Raw genomic sequence first — 17,453 nt, 5'->3', positions numbered from 1 at the left:
ATGGATGCCGCCACCGAGCCTACATGGACGTACTTGCGGCGTGTCCCGCAAGCGGTGAGGGCATCGCACGCTCGACCAACCAGGCTTTTGATCTAAGCACTGACTGCAGCCAAACGATGCGACGACTCGACCTCCTCAACCAGCGCGTTTTTGCGCGAGCCGCTCGAACAACGCGGGCAAATCGCGCATATCGTCGAACACCGCCAGCACACCAAGTCGACGCAAGGTGTCAGCATGTCCCTGCGGAATATGGCTGGCACCGGTAAAGCCCAGCACCTGCATCCCTGCCGCCACTGCGGCCGTCGCACCGGTGGGGCTGTCTTCGATCACCAGGCAACGCTCCGGCGCCACACCTGCCGTGCGCGCGGCCAGCAGATAAACGTCCGGTGCCGGCTTGGGCCGCTCCACCATGTCAGCGCTGAAAATGCGTCCGGCCGCACGCGCGGTGAGCCCGGCCCGCTCCACCGACGCGATCACGTTATGCCGGCGGCTGTTGGAGGCCACCGCCAGCGGCAAGGGAATCTGTTCCAGCGCTGCGCGTACGCCCGCAATCGGCTGCACCTCGGCGGCGATCAAGGCCTCGCTGCGTGCCTGGATCTGCGCCAGCAAGGTTTCTGGCAACTGCAGCGCAAAGTGTTCTTCCACCCGCCGCAATACCTCGCGCGTGGTCTGCCCGAACGTGGTTTCCAGCAGATGTTCCAACGGCTCGGCCGGCACCAAGGCCGCCAGCGCCTCGCGCATCACCCGGTCGGCCAGGATTTCGCTGTCGACAAGCACGCCATCGCAATCGCTGATCAGTAATTCGTAGACCATTGCACCCATCTGCTCGCAAAGCGCCATTATGCCGGCCAGGTTGTGACCGTTGGCTGTGGCGCAGCATGCGCGGGTGACACGCGCCATCACATCTGTGCGATGCGCCAGGCAGCCAGCCAGCCAGCGAACAGGCGCGACAAGTCCCTCCTCGCAGCGTGGCATGTCACACGATCTTACCGCGCTTCATTTTTGCAGCTGCTAGCATCGGCCCCGCTGCGCAAGGACTCACCCGCAGCGTCACCAGGAATGCGATCAGGATCAGGAGATCTCGATGCAGATGCGATTGCCTCCCCTGCTCGTTCTAGCGACCGCGTTTTTCGCGGTCTCATGCACCGCCTCGCCCGGTGCCAAGGAGCACACCATGTCAGCTACGCTGCAGGATCACACCGTCGCCTTCCGCGACCCCAGCCTTGGCGACATCGTCCATGCCATCGCGCATGGCGAGGTCGCACGCATCAGCGCACTTGCCCCCACGGTCGATCTCGCCGCGCACGGCGATCAGAACGTGACACTGCTCGAATGGGCCATCTGGAACCAGCAGCCGCGTGCGCTGGCAGCATTGCTCGATGCTGGCGCAGATCCGGCATTGCCGGGCATGGACCAGGAGACCGTCGTGCATTTGGCGGCGATGGCGCAAGACGCGGACTATCTGAAGATTCTGCTTGAGCACAAGGCGCCGATCGACGTGGTCAGCGCGCGCGCGGGCTGGACCCCGTTGTTTCGCGCGGTACAGAGCAAACGCGATGCGCAGATCGGCTTGCTGATCGAGGCAGGCGCCGACATCCAGCGCGTCGACAACACCGGCAACAGCGTGTTGCATCTGGCCGCGCAAAGCGGCGCAGCCAGTCCGGTGGTGCTGCAATTGCTCAAGGCCGGTGTGGACCCCACGCTGCGTAACGCACAGCAGAAGACCTTTCAGGCGTACTTTTTCACCACGCCGGATCGTCTGCTCAATGCCGGCGGCCAGCAGGTCAGGTCGGACGTACGCGCATGGTTGGCCGCCCATCATATTCCCGTGGAAAGCAGCCGCTAAGCGGGCTTTTCGCACGACGAACGCAAGGAGCCGCGCATGAGCTCGTCAGATTTCACTCCGTCGTCCACGTCATTCGCAGAGTCGATGCGTGGCCAGCAACCGCACCCGCAAGACCGCCAGTTTCCGGCCGTTCTGCAAGATCTCTACGCCACCGCCTCGCAGCGACGCGAAGGCGGCGCCGAAACCTTTGCGGCCCTGCCCAACGGCTGGACGCGCATGGACGACAACGCGCTGCAACAGGCAGGCATCGACCCCGGTCTGCTGCACGATGCCAAGAGCGGCTTCGATGCCGCGTTCTATCGCAACGATCAGGGTCAGGTGGTGCTCGGCTTCTGCGGCACCGACGAAAGCAAGGACTGGAAGCACAACATCGGCCAGGGCCTGGGCTTGGACGATGCGCAATATGCCTCGGCGATCCAGCTCGGCAGCCAGGCCAGGCAGGCGTTCGGCGACCAGGTGGTGATCACGGGGCACTCGCTGGGCGGCGGTCTTGCGGCGGCATCGGCAATGGTCAACGACATTCCCGCCGTGACCTACAACGCGGCAGGCGTCAACGATCGCACGCTGGAGCGCCAGGGCCTGGATGCAGCGGCAGCCAAGGACTACGCCAGCAGCGAATTGATTCGCGGCTACCACGTCAAGAACGAGATCCTCACGCATCTGCAGGAAGACAGCATCCCGTTGAAGTGGGCAATGCCCGATGCGGCCGGCCACCAGATCCAGTTGCCGGAGCCGGACCCGCTGTCGTTCGGTCAGCGCCTGGTGCCGGGCATGATGCTCAAGCATCGGCTGGACCTGCACGGCATGGAGTCGGTGATCAAGGCACAGGAGATGCAAGCCCAAGGTCAAGCGCAAGGTGCAGGCTTGCAGACCGGCAGCCAGCTTTTCAACGACGCGGTGGTGCACCTGAATGGCCAGCGCCAACGTCTGGGCCTGCGCGACGACACTGCATTTCTCAATACCGCCGCCAGCGTTGCTGCACGCGCAGGCAGCGATGGCCTGCAGCGGATCGACCACCTGCTGCCCAGCCGCGAAGGCGACAGCCTGTTTGCCGTGCAAGGGCGCATGGACGACCCCACCCATCTGCGCAGCCATGTGCAGACCGCAGCTGCGGCCAACGAACCTGCGCAGGGCAATGTCGGCCAATTGCAGCAACACAATCAGCAGCAATCCCAGCACGGCGCGCCGGCCCAGGAAGAGCAGCGCCGGACGATGCAGCAGTGAATCGCGACCGGGCACCGGTTCTCCGACCAGTGCCCGGTGTGCAACGGCTGACCTAGCGACTGGCACGCAATCCCAGGTGCGGACAACAGCCTGGAACGACAGCGCCGGAACCGCAATGAGCGCGTGATGTGCCCCTGCTCCAGTCCAGCCGCGCCCAGCCTGCACAACCACACAAGCGAACGGGTAGGCGCTGTCAGCCGGCTCCCGCCATCGCGCGCAAGGTGATGCCGACCAGATACGCCAGATAGGTGCCGGTGGCGTAGCCCATCGTACCGAGCAGGACGCCGACCGGCGCCAAGGCCGGGTGGAACGCGGCCGCCACCACTGGCGCCGAGGCCGGGCCGCCGATATTGGATTGCGAGCCGATCGCGAAATAGAAGAACGGCACCCGCAGCAATCGGCCCAACCCCCACAGCAAGGCGATATGCACCGCAATCCAGATCAGGCCGAGCAGGAACAGCCACGGCCGGTCCAGCAGCGCGAGCAGATCCATCTGCATGCCGATGCAGGCGATCAGGAAGTACAGCAGCAGCGAGCCGATCTTGGAGGCACCGGCGCCTTCCAGCGTACGCGCGCGGGTGAAGCTCAGCAGCAAGCCCACGCTGGTCGCCAGCACCACCACCCAGACGAACGGCGTGTCCAGGCTGAACTGGCTGGACCAGCGCAGGTTGGCCTTGCACCAGGCGGCCAGTGGATGGGCGAGCGCATGCGCCAGCCCGACGCCGCCAAACGCGACCGCCACAATCACCATCAGGTCGGCCAGGCTGGGAATACGCGCGTGCTCTGCCTGGAAACGCGCCATGCGCTCCTGCAGGGCATCCAGCGCGCGGGTGTCGGCACCGCTGCGTGCATCGATCTTGCGCGCACGCCCGGCCAGGAAGATCAGCGCAGCCATCCACACATAACCGACGCCCACATCCACCACCGCAAATTGCCCGAACGTGGTGGCGTCCACATCGAACACCTCACGCATCGCCAGCATGTTCGCGCCACCGCCGATCCAGCTGCCCGCCAGCGCGGCCATGCCGGCCCAGGTGTCGCCCGCGACGGTTGCCGGATGCAGCCAGCCCATCACCCAGAACGCGATCACCGCACCCAGCATGATGCTCAGCGAGGCGCCCAGATACATCGCGACCAGCTTGGGTCCCAGCCCCAGGATCGCGCGCAGATCGATGCTCAAGGTGAGCAGGATCAACGCGGCCGGCAGCAGCACGTCGCGTGCAATCGGGTTGTAGAGCCGGGTATTGGCGCCGTCGATCAGGCCGACCGTGTTGTAGATCCCGGGCAGCAGATAACACAGCAACAAGGCGGGCACGACCGCATAGAAGCGCTGCCACGGCCCCCGCGTGCGCGAGGAGGTCCAGAACACCGCACCCAAGGTGGCGGCGATCAGGCCGAAGACGACAATATCGTTTTGGATCAGAGCAGAATCGGCGGCATTCACGACGAGCGGACATCCAGACAGGCGGCCGCCAACGTGCGGATCGGACCGACAGCGGCCGATGGCATGAATCTAGCCGACCTGGCCGCGCGCGCAAACCCCGCCAGCGCCGCAGCACGCGGCCTGCTCAGGACGTTGGTGATTGACTGCGAAGGCAGCGCGACACGCACTGCCTACAATGGCGTTGCGACGCGCTTGCTGCAGATGCACGCCACGGACATCGCTTTCAGCCGTAGCGCCGCACCAAGCGGTCGCCCTCGGCAGTGTTCAGCACCACGCCACTGGGCTGGCCGGTGGTCAGGCAATGCAGCCTGGCCATCGACTCGGCATTTTCCAACGCGCCCTGCTCGCGCAGGTAACGCAACGGCGACCACTGCGGCCGCGTCACCCACCAGCTGCCCTGCTCCGGGTGAATACGAACGACATAACGGGACTCATCCATCAGGCCTCCGGCCAGTACGTGTCGCGATCGGACACGCGGCGGAGCCCCGCAGCAAAGCGCGGCCTGCTCCGTCCGAGAGTCCCGTTGGGGATGCCGGCGTGCCCTTACTCAAGGGGCCGCGGGAGAGTAGCCAAGGGCTCCGCGTCCGGCATAGCCAGGATGCACATTTACTTATGGCAAAACCGTCGGGCAGATACTGGCATTGCGGTAGGAAAATTCCTACGTGACACCACTGGTGGGGAGCGCTAGATTCGGCTGGAGCGACCAGCACGGTGTCGCTGGCAGCCGTCGGATGAGCGCGGACGGGTGCAGTGAATGGGGAAGCGCTCCATCGCGCCTCGGGGGAGGATCCACAATGTATCTGCTCAGAAAGTTTCAGTTTCAGGTCAAGGCCGCGCTGGTGCTCGGCTATGTTCTGGTGATCAGGCAAGCGCTGGTGCTGTGGTCCTGAGCGTGTCGGGGAGATAAGGCGTGTGCGGTCGGCGGTTGCCGCATGCAGCCGTCCGTCCAGCGCCGTGCACGACACGACTTCAGCGCGCGCTGCGTGCGCGAAGCAACCCCGGGATCGGCGCGATGGCGACGTGCCGATCCCGGACAGCCGCCGCGCCCGTGGTCGTCCTGCGACAGGTTTGTCAGGTGCTTAGTCGGGATCGACCCAGCCGCGCTGTTGGGCGGCGGCCAGGTCGGCGGGCGTATCCACGTCCAGGGCCAGCGCAGGTGCGCTTACACAGCCCAGCGTCAGCACGTCGAGACCGGCGAACAGACCGCGCAGGCCGCTGTCGGCCTGCAGTGGCACCTCCGCCCAGGCGGCATGCGTCACCACCGCAGGAATACCGCGCACGCCGGCGTAACCGCTGGTGGCGCAGCCAGAGACAGCGTGGCCGGCCTCTTCCAGCAGGGCGCGCAGGTGTGGCGCGTCCAGCGCAGGCTGATCGCATCCCAGGATCAGGCTGCGTCGTACTTGCGTATCGTGCTGTAGATGCTGCCGCAACGCCGCCAGGCTGGAGCCCATTCCGTCAGCCCACCTGGAGTGCCGTAGCACCTCCACATCCAGGCCATGCAACACCTCGACCAACCTGTCGGCATCGGCGCCCAACACCACCACGCAACGACGCGGAGAGGTCTGCAACGCGATGCGTGCGGCACGCCGCACCAGTGGCTCGCCATCGCGCAGCAGCAGTTGTTTCGAGCGACCCAACCGACTTCCCGCGCCTGCGGCCAATACCAATGCGGCGTGATCGGTGCTCACGCGCCAACGCCGCAGGAGGCGACAGAGCCCTGGCTTCGCGCGGCGGGCCGCAACGGTGTTGACCTATCCGGCCTTCGGCCGCGCACGTCGCACATGTGTGCAACCGAAGTGCGCAAGACAACACCGGCTGGGTTGCGATATGCGTCGTGATGGCGATCAAGAGTCATGGCGACGCGGTCTGGACTGAAGACGCGCTCAGCGTAGAGTCCCCGCTGTGGGCACGAAGTGACTAAGAGCGGCTAACAAAACGACTTCGCGTCAGCCTGCTGCAGGCCGGCTGGTCTGCGGCCTGGCTGCAGGGTCCTTGCCCGCCCAGCGTCGCGGGACACGCTGCAAGTACGTCCCTGTAAGCTCTTACGCGGCATCCATGCCGCGTAAGGTCCCGCGACGCTGGACGAGCAAAAACCAGTCGAGATGGTCGGCATGCATGGGTTTAAACCAAGCAACCAGCGGAGTCTCTGGTGCGGTGTCCTCGCCGCTTGCGGGACCGTGTGGCGGCATGGATGCCGCCACCGAGCCTCCAGGGATGGATTCACGGCGTGTCCCGCCAGCGGTGAGGGCACCGCGCATTCGACCCACTCCGTGTTTGATCTGGACTTCTGACGGCATCCACCAAGATACGGCCGACAAAACAACTGCACTCACTGACAGGCGCTCGCTAGGTTTTGTTAGCTACTCTAAATCGGCATGTGGTCCTTGTCGGGAGCACACCGTCGCCTCGCCGATTGGCGGGAGATGTCCGCAAGCGATGCATGCGTTCAAGACCGGCGGCATCCATCGCAGCTCCGTATCGATATGGCCGCACGAAGCGCAACGCGGAATGGTCGTGCGATCTCTCGCCCATGCGTCATTGGATACGCATCTCCACACGCGACCCAACGATGGCGAACGGCGCGGCATCCACCGCAATCAAGACGCCTGGCATGTCAGCGACCAGATCCGCAACCTCCATCGCTGCCGTCCCGGGATCGATGCGCCCGGCCGTGCGCGCAACGCAGCCCGCTTATCGACTCGACGCCACAGCACGCAGGTCCGCCACCGCCTGGGTCGCCTCGGCAATGATGCCGAGCGCAATGGTGTGCGGCGAAGAGCGACCCATTCGCCACCCGGCGGGCAATCGCAAGCGCGCGAGCGCCGCATCGTCGTGGCCGAGTGCACGCAATGCCTGCAGACGGCTTTCGCGTTTGCGCAGGCTTCCCAGGATGCCGATGCAGGCGACATTGGATGCAAGCCCACGGCAGGCGACCTGCACATCGCTATGGCCATCGTGCGCCAGGCTGTACAGCGCGGTGTCGGCATCCAGCTCAAGATCCTGCAGGGCATCGCCCAAGGCACGACGATCGTAGTGTTCCGGCGCCAGCCCGGGGGGCGGGTCGCTCGGCCCGTGCGGCCGCAGCACGCGCACCTCGATCCCCATCTGGCTGGCCAACGACACGAGCACCAGCAGGGCTGGGTCGGCGCCGACCAGCACCAGCCGCAATGGTGGACGGTGCGTGCGCAGGAATTCGTCCGGCCGCACGTCCTGTGCCGTGGCCGGATAACGAACCGCGCCGGAGCGGCGATCCAGCGCCACATGGAAGGGGCGACGGTGCTGGCGCGCGTTGCGCCACCGCGCCAGGTGCTCGCCCAGATCCTGCACCGGCCAGACCAGCACGCCGATGCGGCCTCCGCAGCTGAGCTGGATGTCCAGCACCTGGCTGCCTTCGCCGTAATCCAGCCAGCGCGGTTGGCCATCGCGCAATGCGGCGCCGGCTTCATGCGCCACCGCCGCTTCCACGCAGCCACCGGAGACGTAACCGGCAACACGGCCGTCGGCGCTGATCGCCATCTCACTGCCAAGCGGGCGCGGTGACGCGCCTTGCACATCGATCAAGGTGGCGATTGCCACACGCTGCCCCGCCCGGTGCCAGGCGGTGAGCGTGGGCAACAGATCATCGTGTAACGCATAACTCGGCCATGCCGGCCATACCGGCTCGGCCGGCGTCGGCTGCGCAACCGGGGCCGCCACTGCGTTCACGCGCGCAGCAACTCGGGCATCTGCGCGAGCAGCTTGTCGAGTGTGACCGGGTAATCGCGGACACGCACGCCAGTGGCGTTATAGACCGCATTGGCGATCGCAGCGGCCACACCGCAGATACCGAGCTCGCCCACCCCCTTGGCCTTCATCGGCGACGACATCGGGTCGCTCTCTTCGAGGAACACAACGTCCTGGTGCGGAATATCCGCATGCACCGGCACTTCGTAACCGGCCAGATCGTGATTGACGAAGAAGCCCAGGCGCTTGTCGACCGCCAACTCTTCCATCAACGCCGCACCCGCGCCCATGGTCATGCCGCCGATCACCTGGCTACGCGCAGACTTGGGGTTGAGGATGCGCCCGGCCGCACACACCGCGAGCATGCGACGGATGCGCACTTCGGCGGTGGCGATATCCACGCCCACCTCGACAAAGTGCGCACCGAAGGTCGACAGTTGATGGGTTTCCGACAAGTCACCGAACTCGATCTTGTCTTCCACCACCAAGGCACCATTGGCTGCCGCATCGCCGAGTGCGATGCGCTTGCCGCCCGCATGCACATGGCTGTCGGCGAACTCGGCTTTCGCTGGATCCAGCCCCAACTGCCTGGCGATGGCTTCGCGCAACTTCACTGCAGCGGCGTAGACGCCAGCGGTGGAGCTGTTGGCGCCCCACTGACCACCGGAACCGGCCGACACCGGAAAACTGGAATCGCCCAGCCGCACATCCACCCAGTCCAGCGGCACGCCCAGCATCTCGGCAGCGGTCTGCGCAATGATGGTGTACGAACCAGTGCCGATGTCGGTCATGTCGGTTTCCACCACCACGCGACCGCCTTGCTCCAGCCGCATGCGTGCGCCCGAGGTCGTCACCGGCGCATTGCGGAATGCGGCCGCCACGCCCATGCCGACCAGCCAGCGACCATCGCGCGTGCTGGCGGGCTTGGCCTTGCGCTTGGACCAATCGAAACGTTTTGCACCCTCTTCCAGACACTTGATGAGCTGACGTTGCGAGAACGGCCGCTGCGGATTTTCCGGGTCCACCTGGGTGTCGTTGACGATGCGGAACCTCACCGGATCCATGTTCAATTTTTCGGCCATTTCGTCCATGGCCACTTCCAGCGCCATCAAACCCGGCGCTTCGCCAGGCGCGCGCATCGCGTTGCCTTCTGGCAGATCGAGCACGGCCAGGCGTGTGGAAATCAGGCGATTGGCACCGGCATACAGCAACTGGGTCTGCGCGGCCGCAATTTCCGGCCCGCCGCCGGGCAAATCGCCGGACCAGGTTTCGTGCGCGATCGCAGTGATCTTGCCATCGCGCTGCGCACCGATACGGATGCGTTGCACGGTGGCTGGACGATGGGTGGTGTTGTTGGCGATCAGCGGCCGCGGCAACATGACCTTGACCGGGCGTCCCACCTGGCGTGCCGCCAGGGACGCCAGTACCGCGTCGGCGCGCAGGAACAGCTTGCCGCCGAAGCCGCCACCGATATACGGCGACATCAGACGCACGTTTTCGCGTGGGATACCGAGCGTCTTGGCCAGATCGCCCGCGCTCCAGTCGATCATCTGATTGGAGGTCCACACGCTCAGCTTGTCGCCTTCCCACATGGCGATCGATGCATGCGGTTCCATCATCGCGTGCGAATGATCGGGCGTGGTGTATTCGGCATCCAGCTGCACCGGCGCGGCCGTGAAGGCACTGTCGAAATTGCCGACTGCGCTGTTCGGCGCCCCGTCCTTCTTGGTGACCTTGGCGCCATCGCGCGCCTTTTCCAGATCGTAGGCACCGACATGGCGACCGTAGTCGACCTTGATCAGCTGGCCCGCGGCACGCGCCTGTTCGAAGGTCTCGGCAACCACCACCGCAATGGCCTGATGGTAATGCTGGATCTCCGGGCCGCCCAGCAATGTGGCGGTGTTGTATTTGCCTTTCTGCAACTTGCCTGCATTCTGTGCAGTGACGATGCCGAGCACACCCGGCGCATTGCGCGCAGCGCTCAGATCGATGCTGCGAATGCTGCCTTTGGAGATGCCGGCGCCGACGACATGACCGTAAGCCGCGCGACCAGGCAGGTCATGGTGCTCGTACGCATACGGCGCCTGACCGGTGGTCTTGAGCGGACCATCGATGCGATCGACGGGTTTGCCGACGATCTTGAGTTGATCGATGGGATTGGTACCGGCGGGAGTGTCGAATTTCATGTCAGGCCCTCGTGTCGGCCAGGATCGCGGTCAAGGTGCGCTCGACCAGCGGCAACTTGAAGGCGTTGTGTTCGGTGGGCTGCGCGCCGTCGAGCAGCACCGAGGCAATGGCTCGCGCGCCTTGCTGCGACTGCGCTTCGGCCGCCTCGCTGCGCCAAGGCTTGTGGGCGACACCGCCAACGCCGACACGCACGCTGCCATCGCGTTGCACGACTGCCGCAACCGACACCAGCGCGAATGCGTAGGAAGCGCGGTCGCGCACCTTGCGATAGACGTGCGTGCCGCCGAGCGGCTTGGGCAGACGCACTGCGGTGATCAGTTCGCCACGTTCCAGCACGGTTTCCAGGTGCGGCGTCTTGCCGGGCGCACGATAGAACTCAGACAACGGCACCGCGCGCGTCTGTCCATCCGGACCCACTGTTTCGACAACCGCATCGAGGACGCGCATGGCAATGGCCATGTCGCTGGGATGGGTGGCGATGCACTCTTCGCTCACGCCGATCACCGCCAATTGCCGGTTGAACCCGCCAATCGCCGCGCAGCCGCTGCCCGGCAGGCGCTTGTTGCACGGCTGGTTGGTGTCATAGAAATAGGGGCAGCGGGTACGTTGCAGCAGGTTGCCTGCGGTGGTCGCGCGATTGCGCAACTGCCCCGAGGCACCTGCCAGCAAGGCGCGCGCGAGCACGGCGTAATCGCGGCGCACACGGGCATCTGCCGCCAGATCGGTATTACGCACCAGCGCGCCGATCCGCAAACCGCCCTCCGGAGTGGCCTCGATGGTGTCCAGGCTCAGGCCGTTGACGTCGATCAGGTGCGATGGCGTTTCGATCTGCAGCTTCATCAGATCGAGCAGGTTGGTGCCGCCAGCGATGAATTTGGCGCCTGGCTGACGCGCCGCCTTGGCCGCAGCATCGGCTGGCGAGGTCGCGCGCTCGTAACTGAAAGCCTTCATGCGCGCTCTCCCGCGACCTCGTTGATCGCCTCGACGATATTGGAATACGCACCGCACCGGCAGATATTGCCGCTCATGCGTTCCTGCAGTTCTGGCGTAGTGAGCTTGGTCTTGCCGGTGAGATCTTCGGTGACGTGGCTGGGAATGCCGCGCTTGACCTCGTCCAGCACCGCCACTGCGGAACAGATTTGACCGGGCGTGCAATACCCACACTGATACCCGTCGTGCTTGACGAACGCGGCCTGCATCGGATGCAGTTTCTCCGGGGTACCGAGTCCTTCGATGGTGGTGATCTTGCCGCCCTGGTGCATCACCGCCAGCGACAGACACGCGTTCATCCGCTGCCCATCGACAATGACCGTGCATGCACCGCATTGGCCGTGGTCGCAGCCTTTCTTGGTGCCGGTCAATTGCAGATGTTCGCGCAGGGCATCCAGCAAGGTGGTGCGATTGTCCAGCGTCAGCGTCACCTGCTTGCCGTTGACCTCGAACGCAACCTGGCTGGACACATTGGACGGCTCGACTGCCTGAGGTTGCGACATCGCGTTGGCTGCACTGGCGGCCATCGATTGGGTTGCGGCAACGCCGGCTGCCGAGGCCGTGCCAGCAATCAGTACCTCGCGACGGGTCATCTTGATGTCTCTCATGGCTGGCATCTCCGACAATGCTGGCTAATACAGTTCTTTAGCAAATGTGCAGCGCATGTAGTCACAAGCGCGTGAGCATGCAGCCATGAACGTGCGAATGGCGCAGCAATAGGCCCTAATTCTAGTCGCCGGCTGTGCAGGCATTGTCGCTTTGCGACGCTAGCGCCCCTGAAGCGCGCTCATCATTATCCGCCGCGATCTCCATGCCCTCAGGGCCGAATGCCGCTGCGATCGATGACCGAATCGAGCACCGTGGTGTGATGCATGCACAGGCCTTTCGGTTTCAAGGCCGCATCACTGCTGGCGCGCGGCAGCCATGCGTGCACGTGCCAGCGATGCGTTCCTCCGCGTTCCGCCGAGGCGGTCACTGGCATCTGCATCGGCACCAGTGATCGCTTGCGCGCGGATCAGAATTCCAATGCGATCTTGCCCAGATGCGCGCCTGACTGCTGCAGTGCGAACGCGTCGGCAATCTCGTCGAGCGCGTACGTTCGATCGATCACCGGCCGTAGCGGCAGCACCTCCAGCGCGCGCACCAACGCTTGCTGATGCTTGCGACTGCCCACCACCAGCCCCTGCAAGCGCTGCTGGCGGCCCATCATCTCGGCGGTCGGCACCGGGCCGGCGGCGCCGGTCAAGACACCGATCAAGGCGATATGCCCACCGATGCGTGCGGCACGGATCGATTGCGCCAGCGTGCCGGGACCGCCGACCTCGACCACATGATCCACCCCGCGCCCGTCGGTGATGTCCAGTACCTGTGCGGACCACTCGCGGTGCTGCCGATAATTGAGGGTGTGGTCGGCACCGAGCGCCCGCACTTTCTCCAGTTTTTCGTCGGACGAGGATGTGGCGATCACCCTGGCGCCCATCGCCTTGGCCAACTGCAGCGCAAAGATCGACACGCCACCGGTGCCGAGCACCAACACCGTGTCGCCCGCCTTGAGGCCGCCATTGACCGCCAATGCACGCCAGGCGGTAACGCCGGCCGTCGTCAAGGTCGCAGCTTCGGCATGGCTGTAACCGGCTGGCGCATGCGTGAATGCAGTCGTATCGGCCACCACCGCAGCACGCGCATAACCATCGACGCCATCGCCTGGCGTGGTGGCAAATCCGGCGTGCAACGCCTCGCCATCGACCCACTGCGGAAAGAAGGTGGACACGACATGATCGCCGACAGCGAACTCGCTCACCTCCGGACCCACCGCTTCCACCACCCCGGCGCCGTCGGACATCGGAATACGCCCGTCAGCAGCCGGCATCTGGCCCAGCACAATGCCCAGGTCGTGATAATTCAGCGAGCTGGCATGCAGCCGCACGCGGATCTGTCCACGCGCAGGTTGCCCTGGATCGGACAGCTCGACCGACTGCAGCGATTGCAATCCTGCCGGATGACGAAGACGAATAGCGCGCATCGAAACCTCCTCAAATAGTCGCGCATGGGATAACACGCAGCGCGTGATGCGATCGCAGTCGAGTCGGCTTGTCCGGGGCTGCGGCGGTTCAAGAGCGGCGTCTGCAATGCGCCAGGCATCGTCCCGCACCACGCAATGCAAGCGGACTGTTGCGTACCAACGGGCACGAATCACAGATCTGGGTAGCGCACCGGGTCCAGACCCGGCCAGCCCGGCATCGGCTTGCCCGCTGGCACAGCGGTTGCATGGCTGCAGTATCCAGACGGGTAGCGACAGTGACCTCAACAACCAAGCGATGGCGACAACAAGCTCGACGCATTGCGTTGCACTTTGTGCTGACCATTACGTGGATATTGTTGCTCGGCTCGGAATATTGCTCGATCCACGAAGAACGTGCGGCCGCGCTGCGCACTGCGCAAACACAATCGCTGAACCTTGCCAACCTGCTGGCGCAGCACGCCAGCGACACCTTGGCGATCGCCGAGGCGGTGTTGTCCGGCTTGGTGTCGCGGGTGGAGCACGACCAACAGTCGGCCATGGCGCGCTCGGCAATGCATGACTTCCTGGTGGACGAAGCGCAGCGGTCGGACCGGCTGCACGGTATTTTCATCTACGCCGCCGACGGCAGCTGGGTGAGCTCGTCGTTGGATGGCATGCCCAAACACCGCAACAACGCCGACCGCGCCTATTTCAAGTACCACCGCGATCATCGCGACGCCTCCTCGTTGCTGGGCCCGCCGGTAAAGAGCCGCTCCGACGGCAGTTGGGTGCTGACGCTGAGCCGGCGCCTCAATACGCCCAGCGGCGAGTTTGCCGGCGTGGTGCTGGTGACGCTGCAACTGAAGTATTTTCAGGACTACTACAGCACCTTCGACGTCGGCCCCAACGGGACGATCGGCATGATCAACGACGCGGGCACCGTGCTGGTACGTCGGCCCGACCAGCAGGGCGTGATCGGCACCTCGATCGCAGGTACCTCGATTTACGCTGACATCCGCGCACGCAAGCACGGCACCGAAACCTACCGTTCGCCGATCGACGGTATCAGGCGCATCTCCAGCTTTGCACCGGCACGGCCATACCCGCTGACCGTGCTGGCCGGCGTGTCGATGGACGATGCGCTAGCAAACTGGCGGCAAACTGCCGGCCAGCGCATCGTGATTACCACGCTCGGTTTCGCGTTGCTATTGGGCGTGGGCATCTGGCTGGACCTGCAACTGCGCCGCATGCATCGGGACGAAGAAAAACTCAGCTCCGAAGCCTGGGTGGATGCATTGACCGGCATCGCCAATCGTCGTGCCTTCGACCATCGGCTATCGCAGGCATTGCAGGAGGCGGTGCGCCAACACACGCCATTATCGGTACTGATGATCGACGTCGACCATTTCAAGCTCTACAACGACACCTATGGCCATGTGAATGGCGATGCCTGCTTGCGCCTGATCGCCAGCGCAATCGCCGGCTGCTCGCGCCGCAGCGAGGACGTTGCCGCACGCTACGGCGGCGAGGAGTTCGGCATGATCCTGCCGCACACCGACGCCGCCGGCGCATTGCAGTTGGCCGATGCGGTTCGCACCGCCGTCGCCGAGCTGGGCCTGATGCACCTGTCCAGCCCCACCAGTGCAAACGTGACCGTCAGCGTCGGCGCAGCGACCTTCGAGCCAGGCCAGGCGCCACTGACTCCCGACGCCATCGTGCAAGATGCCGATTCGGCGCTGTATCGCGCCAAGCAGAAAGGCCGGGATCGTACATCGGCCTAAAGATGCTGCACGCTTCTTGATGTCCAATCTGCTCGGGGAGGGAATTGGACTCCACCCCGAGGGGCGACTCAACATTGGGGGAACGTCGCGTTACCTACCCCCTCGGCGCACCCGTGGACCCACGCAACATCAAACTGAAATCCAGCGTCTGCTGAAGCGGCACGTCCACCCTTTCGATGATGGCGAGCAGCAGGTTGACCGCGCGAACACCGATCTCTCGCATGGGTTGCCGGATGGTCGTCAATGGCGGTGTGAGGTAACTCGACGACGCCAGGTCGTCGAAGCCGACAATGGACAGGTCATCCGGCACGCGGATGCCCAGGTCCCGGCAAGCGGCCAGGGCCCCCAGCGCCATCTGATCGCTGAAGCAGAAGATCGCGGTCGGCGCGGGCGCACGGACCAATAGCGCCATCGCAGCCGCATGGCCGGATTCTACGGAGAAGTCGCCCGGCACGACGGTCAGGCTGCGCAGGCGGCGGCGTGCCTTGCCGCAGGCCCGGACCCCTTCCAGTCGTTGCTGGTGCAGCGGATTGTCGGGCGGGCCGCCCACCACGGCGATCCGCTCGTGCCCCAGTCCATACAGGTGTTCCATCATCGCGCGCGCAGCGGCCGCGTTGTCGATGTGGACGCTGGGGATGCCCTGCGCCGGGTCGAACTCGCATCCGTTGACCACCGGCGCGGCGGCGCCCAGCTGCTTGACGATCTCGCGCGCTGTCGGCGGAAGGCGGTGCCCCAGCACGATCAGGCCGTCTGCCTCGTTGCGCCGGAGCATCTGCGCGTAGCGCTCCTCGCGGTCGGGCTGGTGCTGGGTATCGCCCAGCAGGACGGCGTAGCCGACGGCCTGCGCCGCTTCCTCCGCGCCTTGCAGGATCTGGGCGAAGAAGGGATTGGCGATGTCCGGGACGGTGACCAGGAGCTTGCCGCTGCGCTGGGTCTTGAGCGTCCTGGCCACCGTATTGGGGACATAGCCCAGCGCGGCGGCGGCCTGTTCGATGCGCGCGCGCGTGGCCGGCAGGACTTTTTCCGGCCGGGAAAGCGCCCGCGACACCGTGCCGGCGGTGACGCCAACGTGCTTTGCGATGTCGTAGATGGTTGTTGCCATGACCTGGGTTCTTCTTGCTGCTGTGCGGTGCACAACGGGTCTTGCGGGCGGCCCATGCTAGGATGATTCAATCGATTGCATGAGGGCGAATCACGTTGAAGACGCTCAAGGGTCCGGCGCTGTTTCTGGCACAGTTCATCGCCGACACACCTCCCTTCAATCGCTTGGACACACTGGCCGGCTGGGCTGCGGGCCTGGGGTATTCTGGCGTACAAGTGCCGACCAGCGCGCCCCACCTGTTCGATCTGGCCCAGGCCGCGCAGAGCCAGGCGTACTGCGACGACGTCGCCGGCATGCTGGCCGGGTACGGCCTGCAGGTCACCGAGTTGTCGACCCACTTGCAGGGGCAGCTGGTCGCCGTCCACCCCGCCTACGACCACCTGTTCGACGGATTCGCACCGCCGGACAAGCGCGGTGATCCCGCCGCCCGCCAGGCCTGGGCGGTTGAACAACTGCTGCTGGCGGCCAAGGCCAGCCAGCGCCTGGGGCTGACGGCGCATGCCACGTTCTCCGGCGCGCTGGCCTGGCCTTACTTCTACCCCTGGCCGCAACGCCCGCCCGGGCTGGTGGAAGCAGCCTTCGCCGAACTCGGCCGCCGCTGGCGCCCCATTCTGGATGCCTTCGACGCCTGCGGCGTGGACCTGTGCTTCGAGATCCACCCGGGCGAGGATCTGCACGACGGCGCGACCTTCGAGCGCTTCCTCGATGTCGTGGACCACCACCCACGCGCCAAGATCCTGTACGACCCCAGCCACCTGCTGCTGCAGCAGATGGACTACCTGGGCTTCATCGACCGCTATCACGCGCGCATCGGCATCTTCCACGTCAAGGACGCGGAGTATCGCGCCAGTGCGCAAAGCGGCGTCTACGGCGGCTACCAGGACTGGATCGATCGTCCGGGGCGGTTCCGTTCGCTCGGCGACGGCCAGATCGACTTCAAGGCGATCTTCTCGAAGTTCGCGCAATACGATTTCCCGGGCTGGGCGGTGCTGGAGTGGGAGTGCTGCCTGAAGCATCCGGAAGACGGCGCACGCGAGGGTGCCGCGTTCATCCGCGACCACCTCATCCGCGTGACCGAACGCGCCTTCGACGACTTTGCCGACAGCGGCGCCGATCCGGAATCGCTGCGCCGCATGCTGGGGATCTGAGCCAAT

15 protein-coding genes are annotated in these 17,453 nt (G+C 65.1%); 4 read left to right on the top strand and 11 right to left on the bottom strand.

Going from position 1 to position 17,453, the window contains the following annotated elements:
* Window positions 1–135 precede the first annotated feature (135 nt).
* Window positions 136–840, bottom strand: a complete 705-nt coding sequence (locus tag GGR61_RS08640) for an HAD family hydrolase (protein ID WP_184621138.1) — start codon at window positions 838–840, stop codon at window positions 136–138.
* Window positions 841–1,084: 244 nt separating this feature from the next.
* Here GGR61_RS08640 and GGR61_RS08635 point away from each other — a divergent pair, with 244 nt between their 5' ends.
* Together GGR61_RS08635 and GGR61_RS08630 are read left to right on the top strand one after the other, a co-directional pair.
* Window positions 1,085–1,846 (top strand): ankyrin repeat domain-containing protein, encoded by a 762-nt coding sequence (locus tag GGR61_RS08635; protein ID WP_184621137.1) that lies wholly within the window; start codon window positions 1,085–1,087, stop codon window positions 1,844–1,846.
* Between the two features lie 36 nt (window positions 1,847–1,882).
* Window positions 1,883–3,070 (top strand): XVIPCD domain-containing protein, encoded by a 1,188-nt coding sequence (locus tag GGR61_RS08630; RefSeq protein WP_184621136.1) that lies wholly within the window; start codon window positions 1,883–1,885, stop codon window positions 3,068–3,070.
* Between the two features lie 193 nt (window positions 3,071–3,263).
* Here the strand turns inward: GGR61_RS08630 and GGR61_RS08625 are convergent, their stop codons facing one another.
* From GGR61_RS08625 to GGR61_RS08585, 9 genes are all read right to left on the bottom strand, one after another.
* Window positions 3,264–4,514, bottom strand: a complete 1,251-nt coding sequence (locus GGR61_RS08625; RefSeq protein ID WP_184621135.1) for a DUF819 family protein — start codon at window positions 4,512–4,514, stop codon at window positions 3,264–3,266.
* A 223-nt stretch (window positions 4,515–4,737) separates the two neighbouring features.
* Complete coding sequence (locus tag GGR61_RS08620; protein ID WP_184621134.1) at window positions 4,738–4,953, bottom strand: hypothetical protein; 216 nt, start codon at window positions 4,951–4,953, stop codon at window positions 4,738–4,740.
* 640 nt (window positions 4,954–5,593) lie between these two features.
* Window positions 5,594–6,202, bottom strand: coding sequence for a nucleotidyltransferase family protein (locus tag GGR61_RS08615; protein ID WP_184621133.1), 609 nt, complete (start codon window positions 6,200–6,202; stop codon window positions 5,594–5,596).
* 1,003 nt (window positions 6,203–7,205) lie between these two features.
* A complete protein-coding gene (locus GGR61_RS08610; RefSeq protein ID WP_184621132.1) occupies window positions 7,206–8,219 on the bottom strand; it encodes an XdhC family protein in 1,014 nt (337 codons plus the stop codon).
* On the bottom strand, window positions 8,216–10,423 hold the full coding sequence (paoC, locus tag GGR61_RS08605; protein ID WP_184621131.1) for an aldehyde oxidoreductase molybdenum-binding subunit PaoC: 2,208 nt from the start codon (window positions 10,421–10,423) through the stop codon (window positions 8,216–8,218). Before paoC ends, GGR61_RS08610 begins: the two co-directional genes overlap by 4 nt.
* Window position 10,424: 1 nt before the next feature.
* Window positions 10,425–11,375, bottom strand: coding sequence for a xanthine dehydrogenase family protein subunit M (locus GGR61_RS08600; RefSeq protein ID WP_184621130.1), 951 nt, complete (start codon window positions 11,373–11,375; stop codon window positions 10,425–10,427).
* Window positions 11,372–12,022, bottom strand: a complete 651-nt coding sequence (paoA, locus tag GGR61_RS08595; RefSeq protein WP_184621129.1) for an aldehyde dehydrogenase iron-sulfur subunit PaoA — start codon at window positions 12,020–12,022, stop codon at window positions 11,372–11,374. Before paoA ends, GGR61_RS08600 begins: the two co-directional genes overlap by 4 nt.
* A 209-nt stretch (window positions 12,023–12,231) precedes the next feature.
* Window positions 12,232–12,408, bottom strand: coding sequence for a hypothetical protein (locus GGR61_RS08590; RefSeq protein WP_184621128.1), 177 nt, complete (start codon window positions 12,406–12,408; stop codon window positions 12,232–12,234).
* Window positions 12,409–12,429: 21 nt separating this feature from the next.
* Complete coding sequence (locus GGR61_RS08585) at window positions 12,430–13,437, bottom strand: NAD(P)-dependent alcohol dehydrogenase (protein WP_184621127.1); 1,008 nt, start codon at window positions 13,435–13,437, stop codon at window positions 12,430–12,432.
* A gap of 245 nt (window positions 13,438–13,682) precedes the next feature.
* On the opposite strand from GGR61_RS08585, the gene GGR61_RS08580 reads away from it, so the two are divergent.
* On the top strand, window positions 13,683–15,197 hold the full coding sequence (locus GGR61_RS08580; RefSeq protein ID WP_184621126.1) for a sensor domain-containing diguanylate cyclase: 1,515 nt from the start codon (window positions 13,683–13,685) through the stop codon (window positions 15,195–15,197).
* A gap of 94 nt (window positions 15,198–15,291) precedes the next feature.
* Here the strand turns inward: GGR61_RS08580 and GGR61_RS08575 are convergent, their stop codons facing one another.
* A complete protein-coding gene (locus GGR61_RS08575) occupies window positions 15,292–16,299 on the bottom strand; it encodes a LacI family DNA-binding transcriptional regulator (protein ID WP_184621125.1) in 1,008 nt (335 codons plus the stop codon).
* Window positions 16,300–16,394: 95 nt separating this feature from the next.
* Between GGR61_RS08575 and GGR61_RS08570 the strand changes: the two genes are divergently transcribed.
* A complete protein-coding gene (locus GGR61_RS08570; protein ID WP_184408937.1) occupies window positions 16,395–17,447 on the top strand; it encodes a sugar phosphate isomerase/epimerase family protein in 1,053 nt (350 codons plus the stop codon).
* Window positions 17,448–17,453: the final 6 nt, after the last annotated feature.

Source organism: Xanthomonas sp. 3058, assembly GCF_014199765.1.
GTDB lineage: Bacteria > Pseudomonadota > Gammaproteobacteria > Xanthomonadales > Xanthomonadaceae > Xanthomonas > Xanthomonas campestris_B.
Note: the sequence above shows the minus strand (reverse complement) of the source record. Positions and strands in the feature narration are given on the sequence as shown.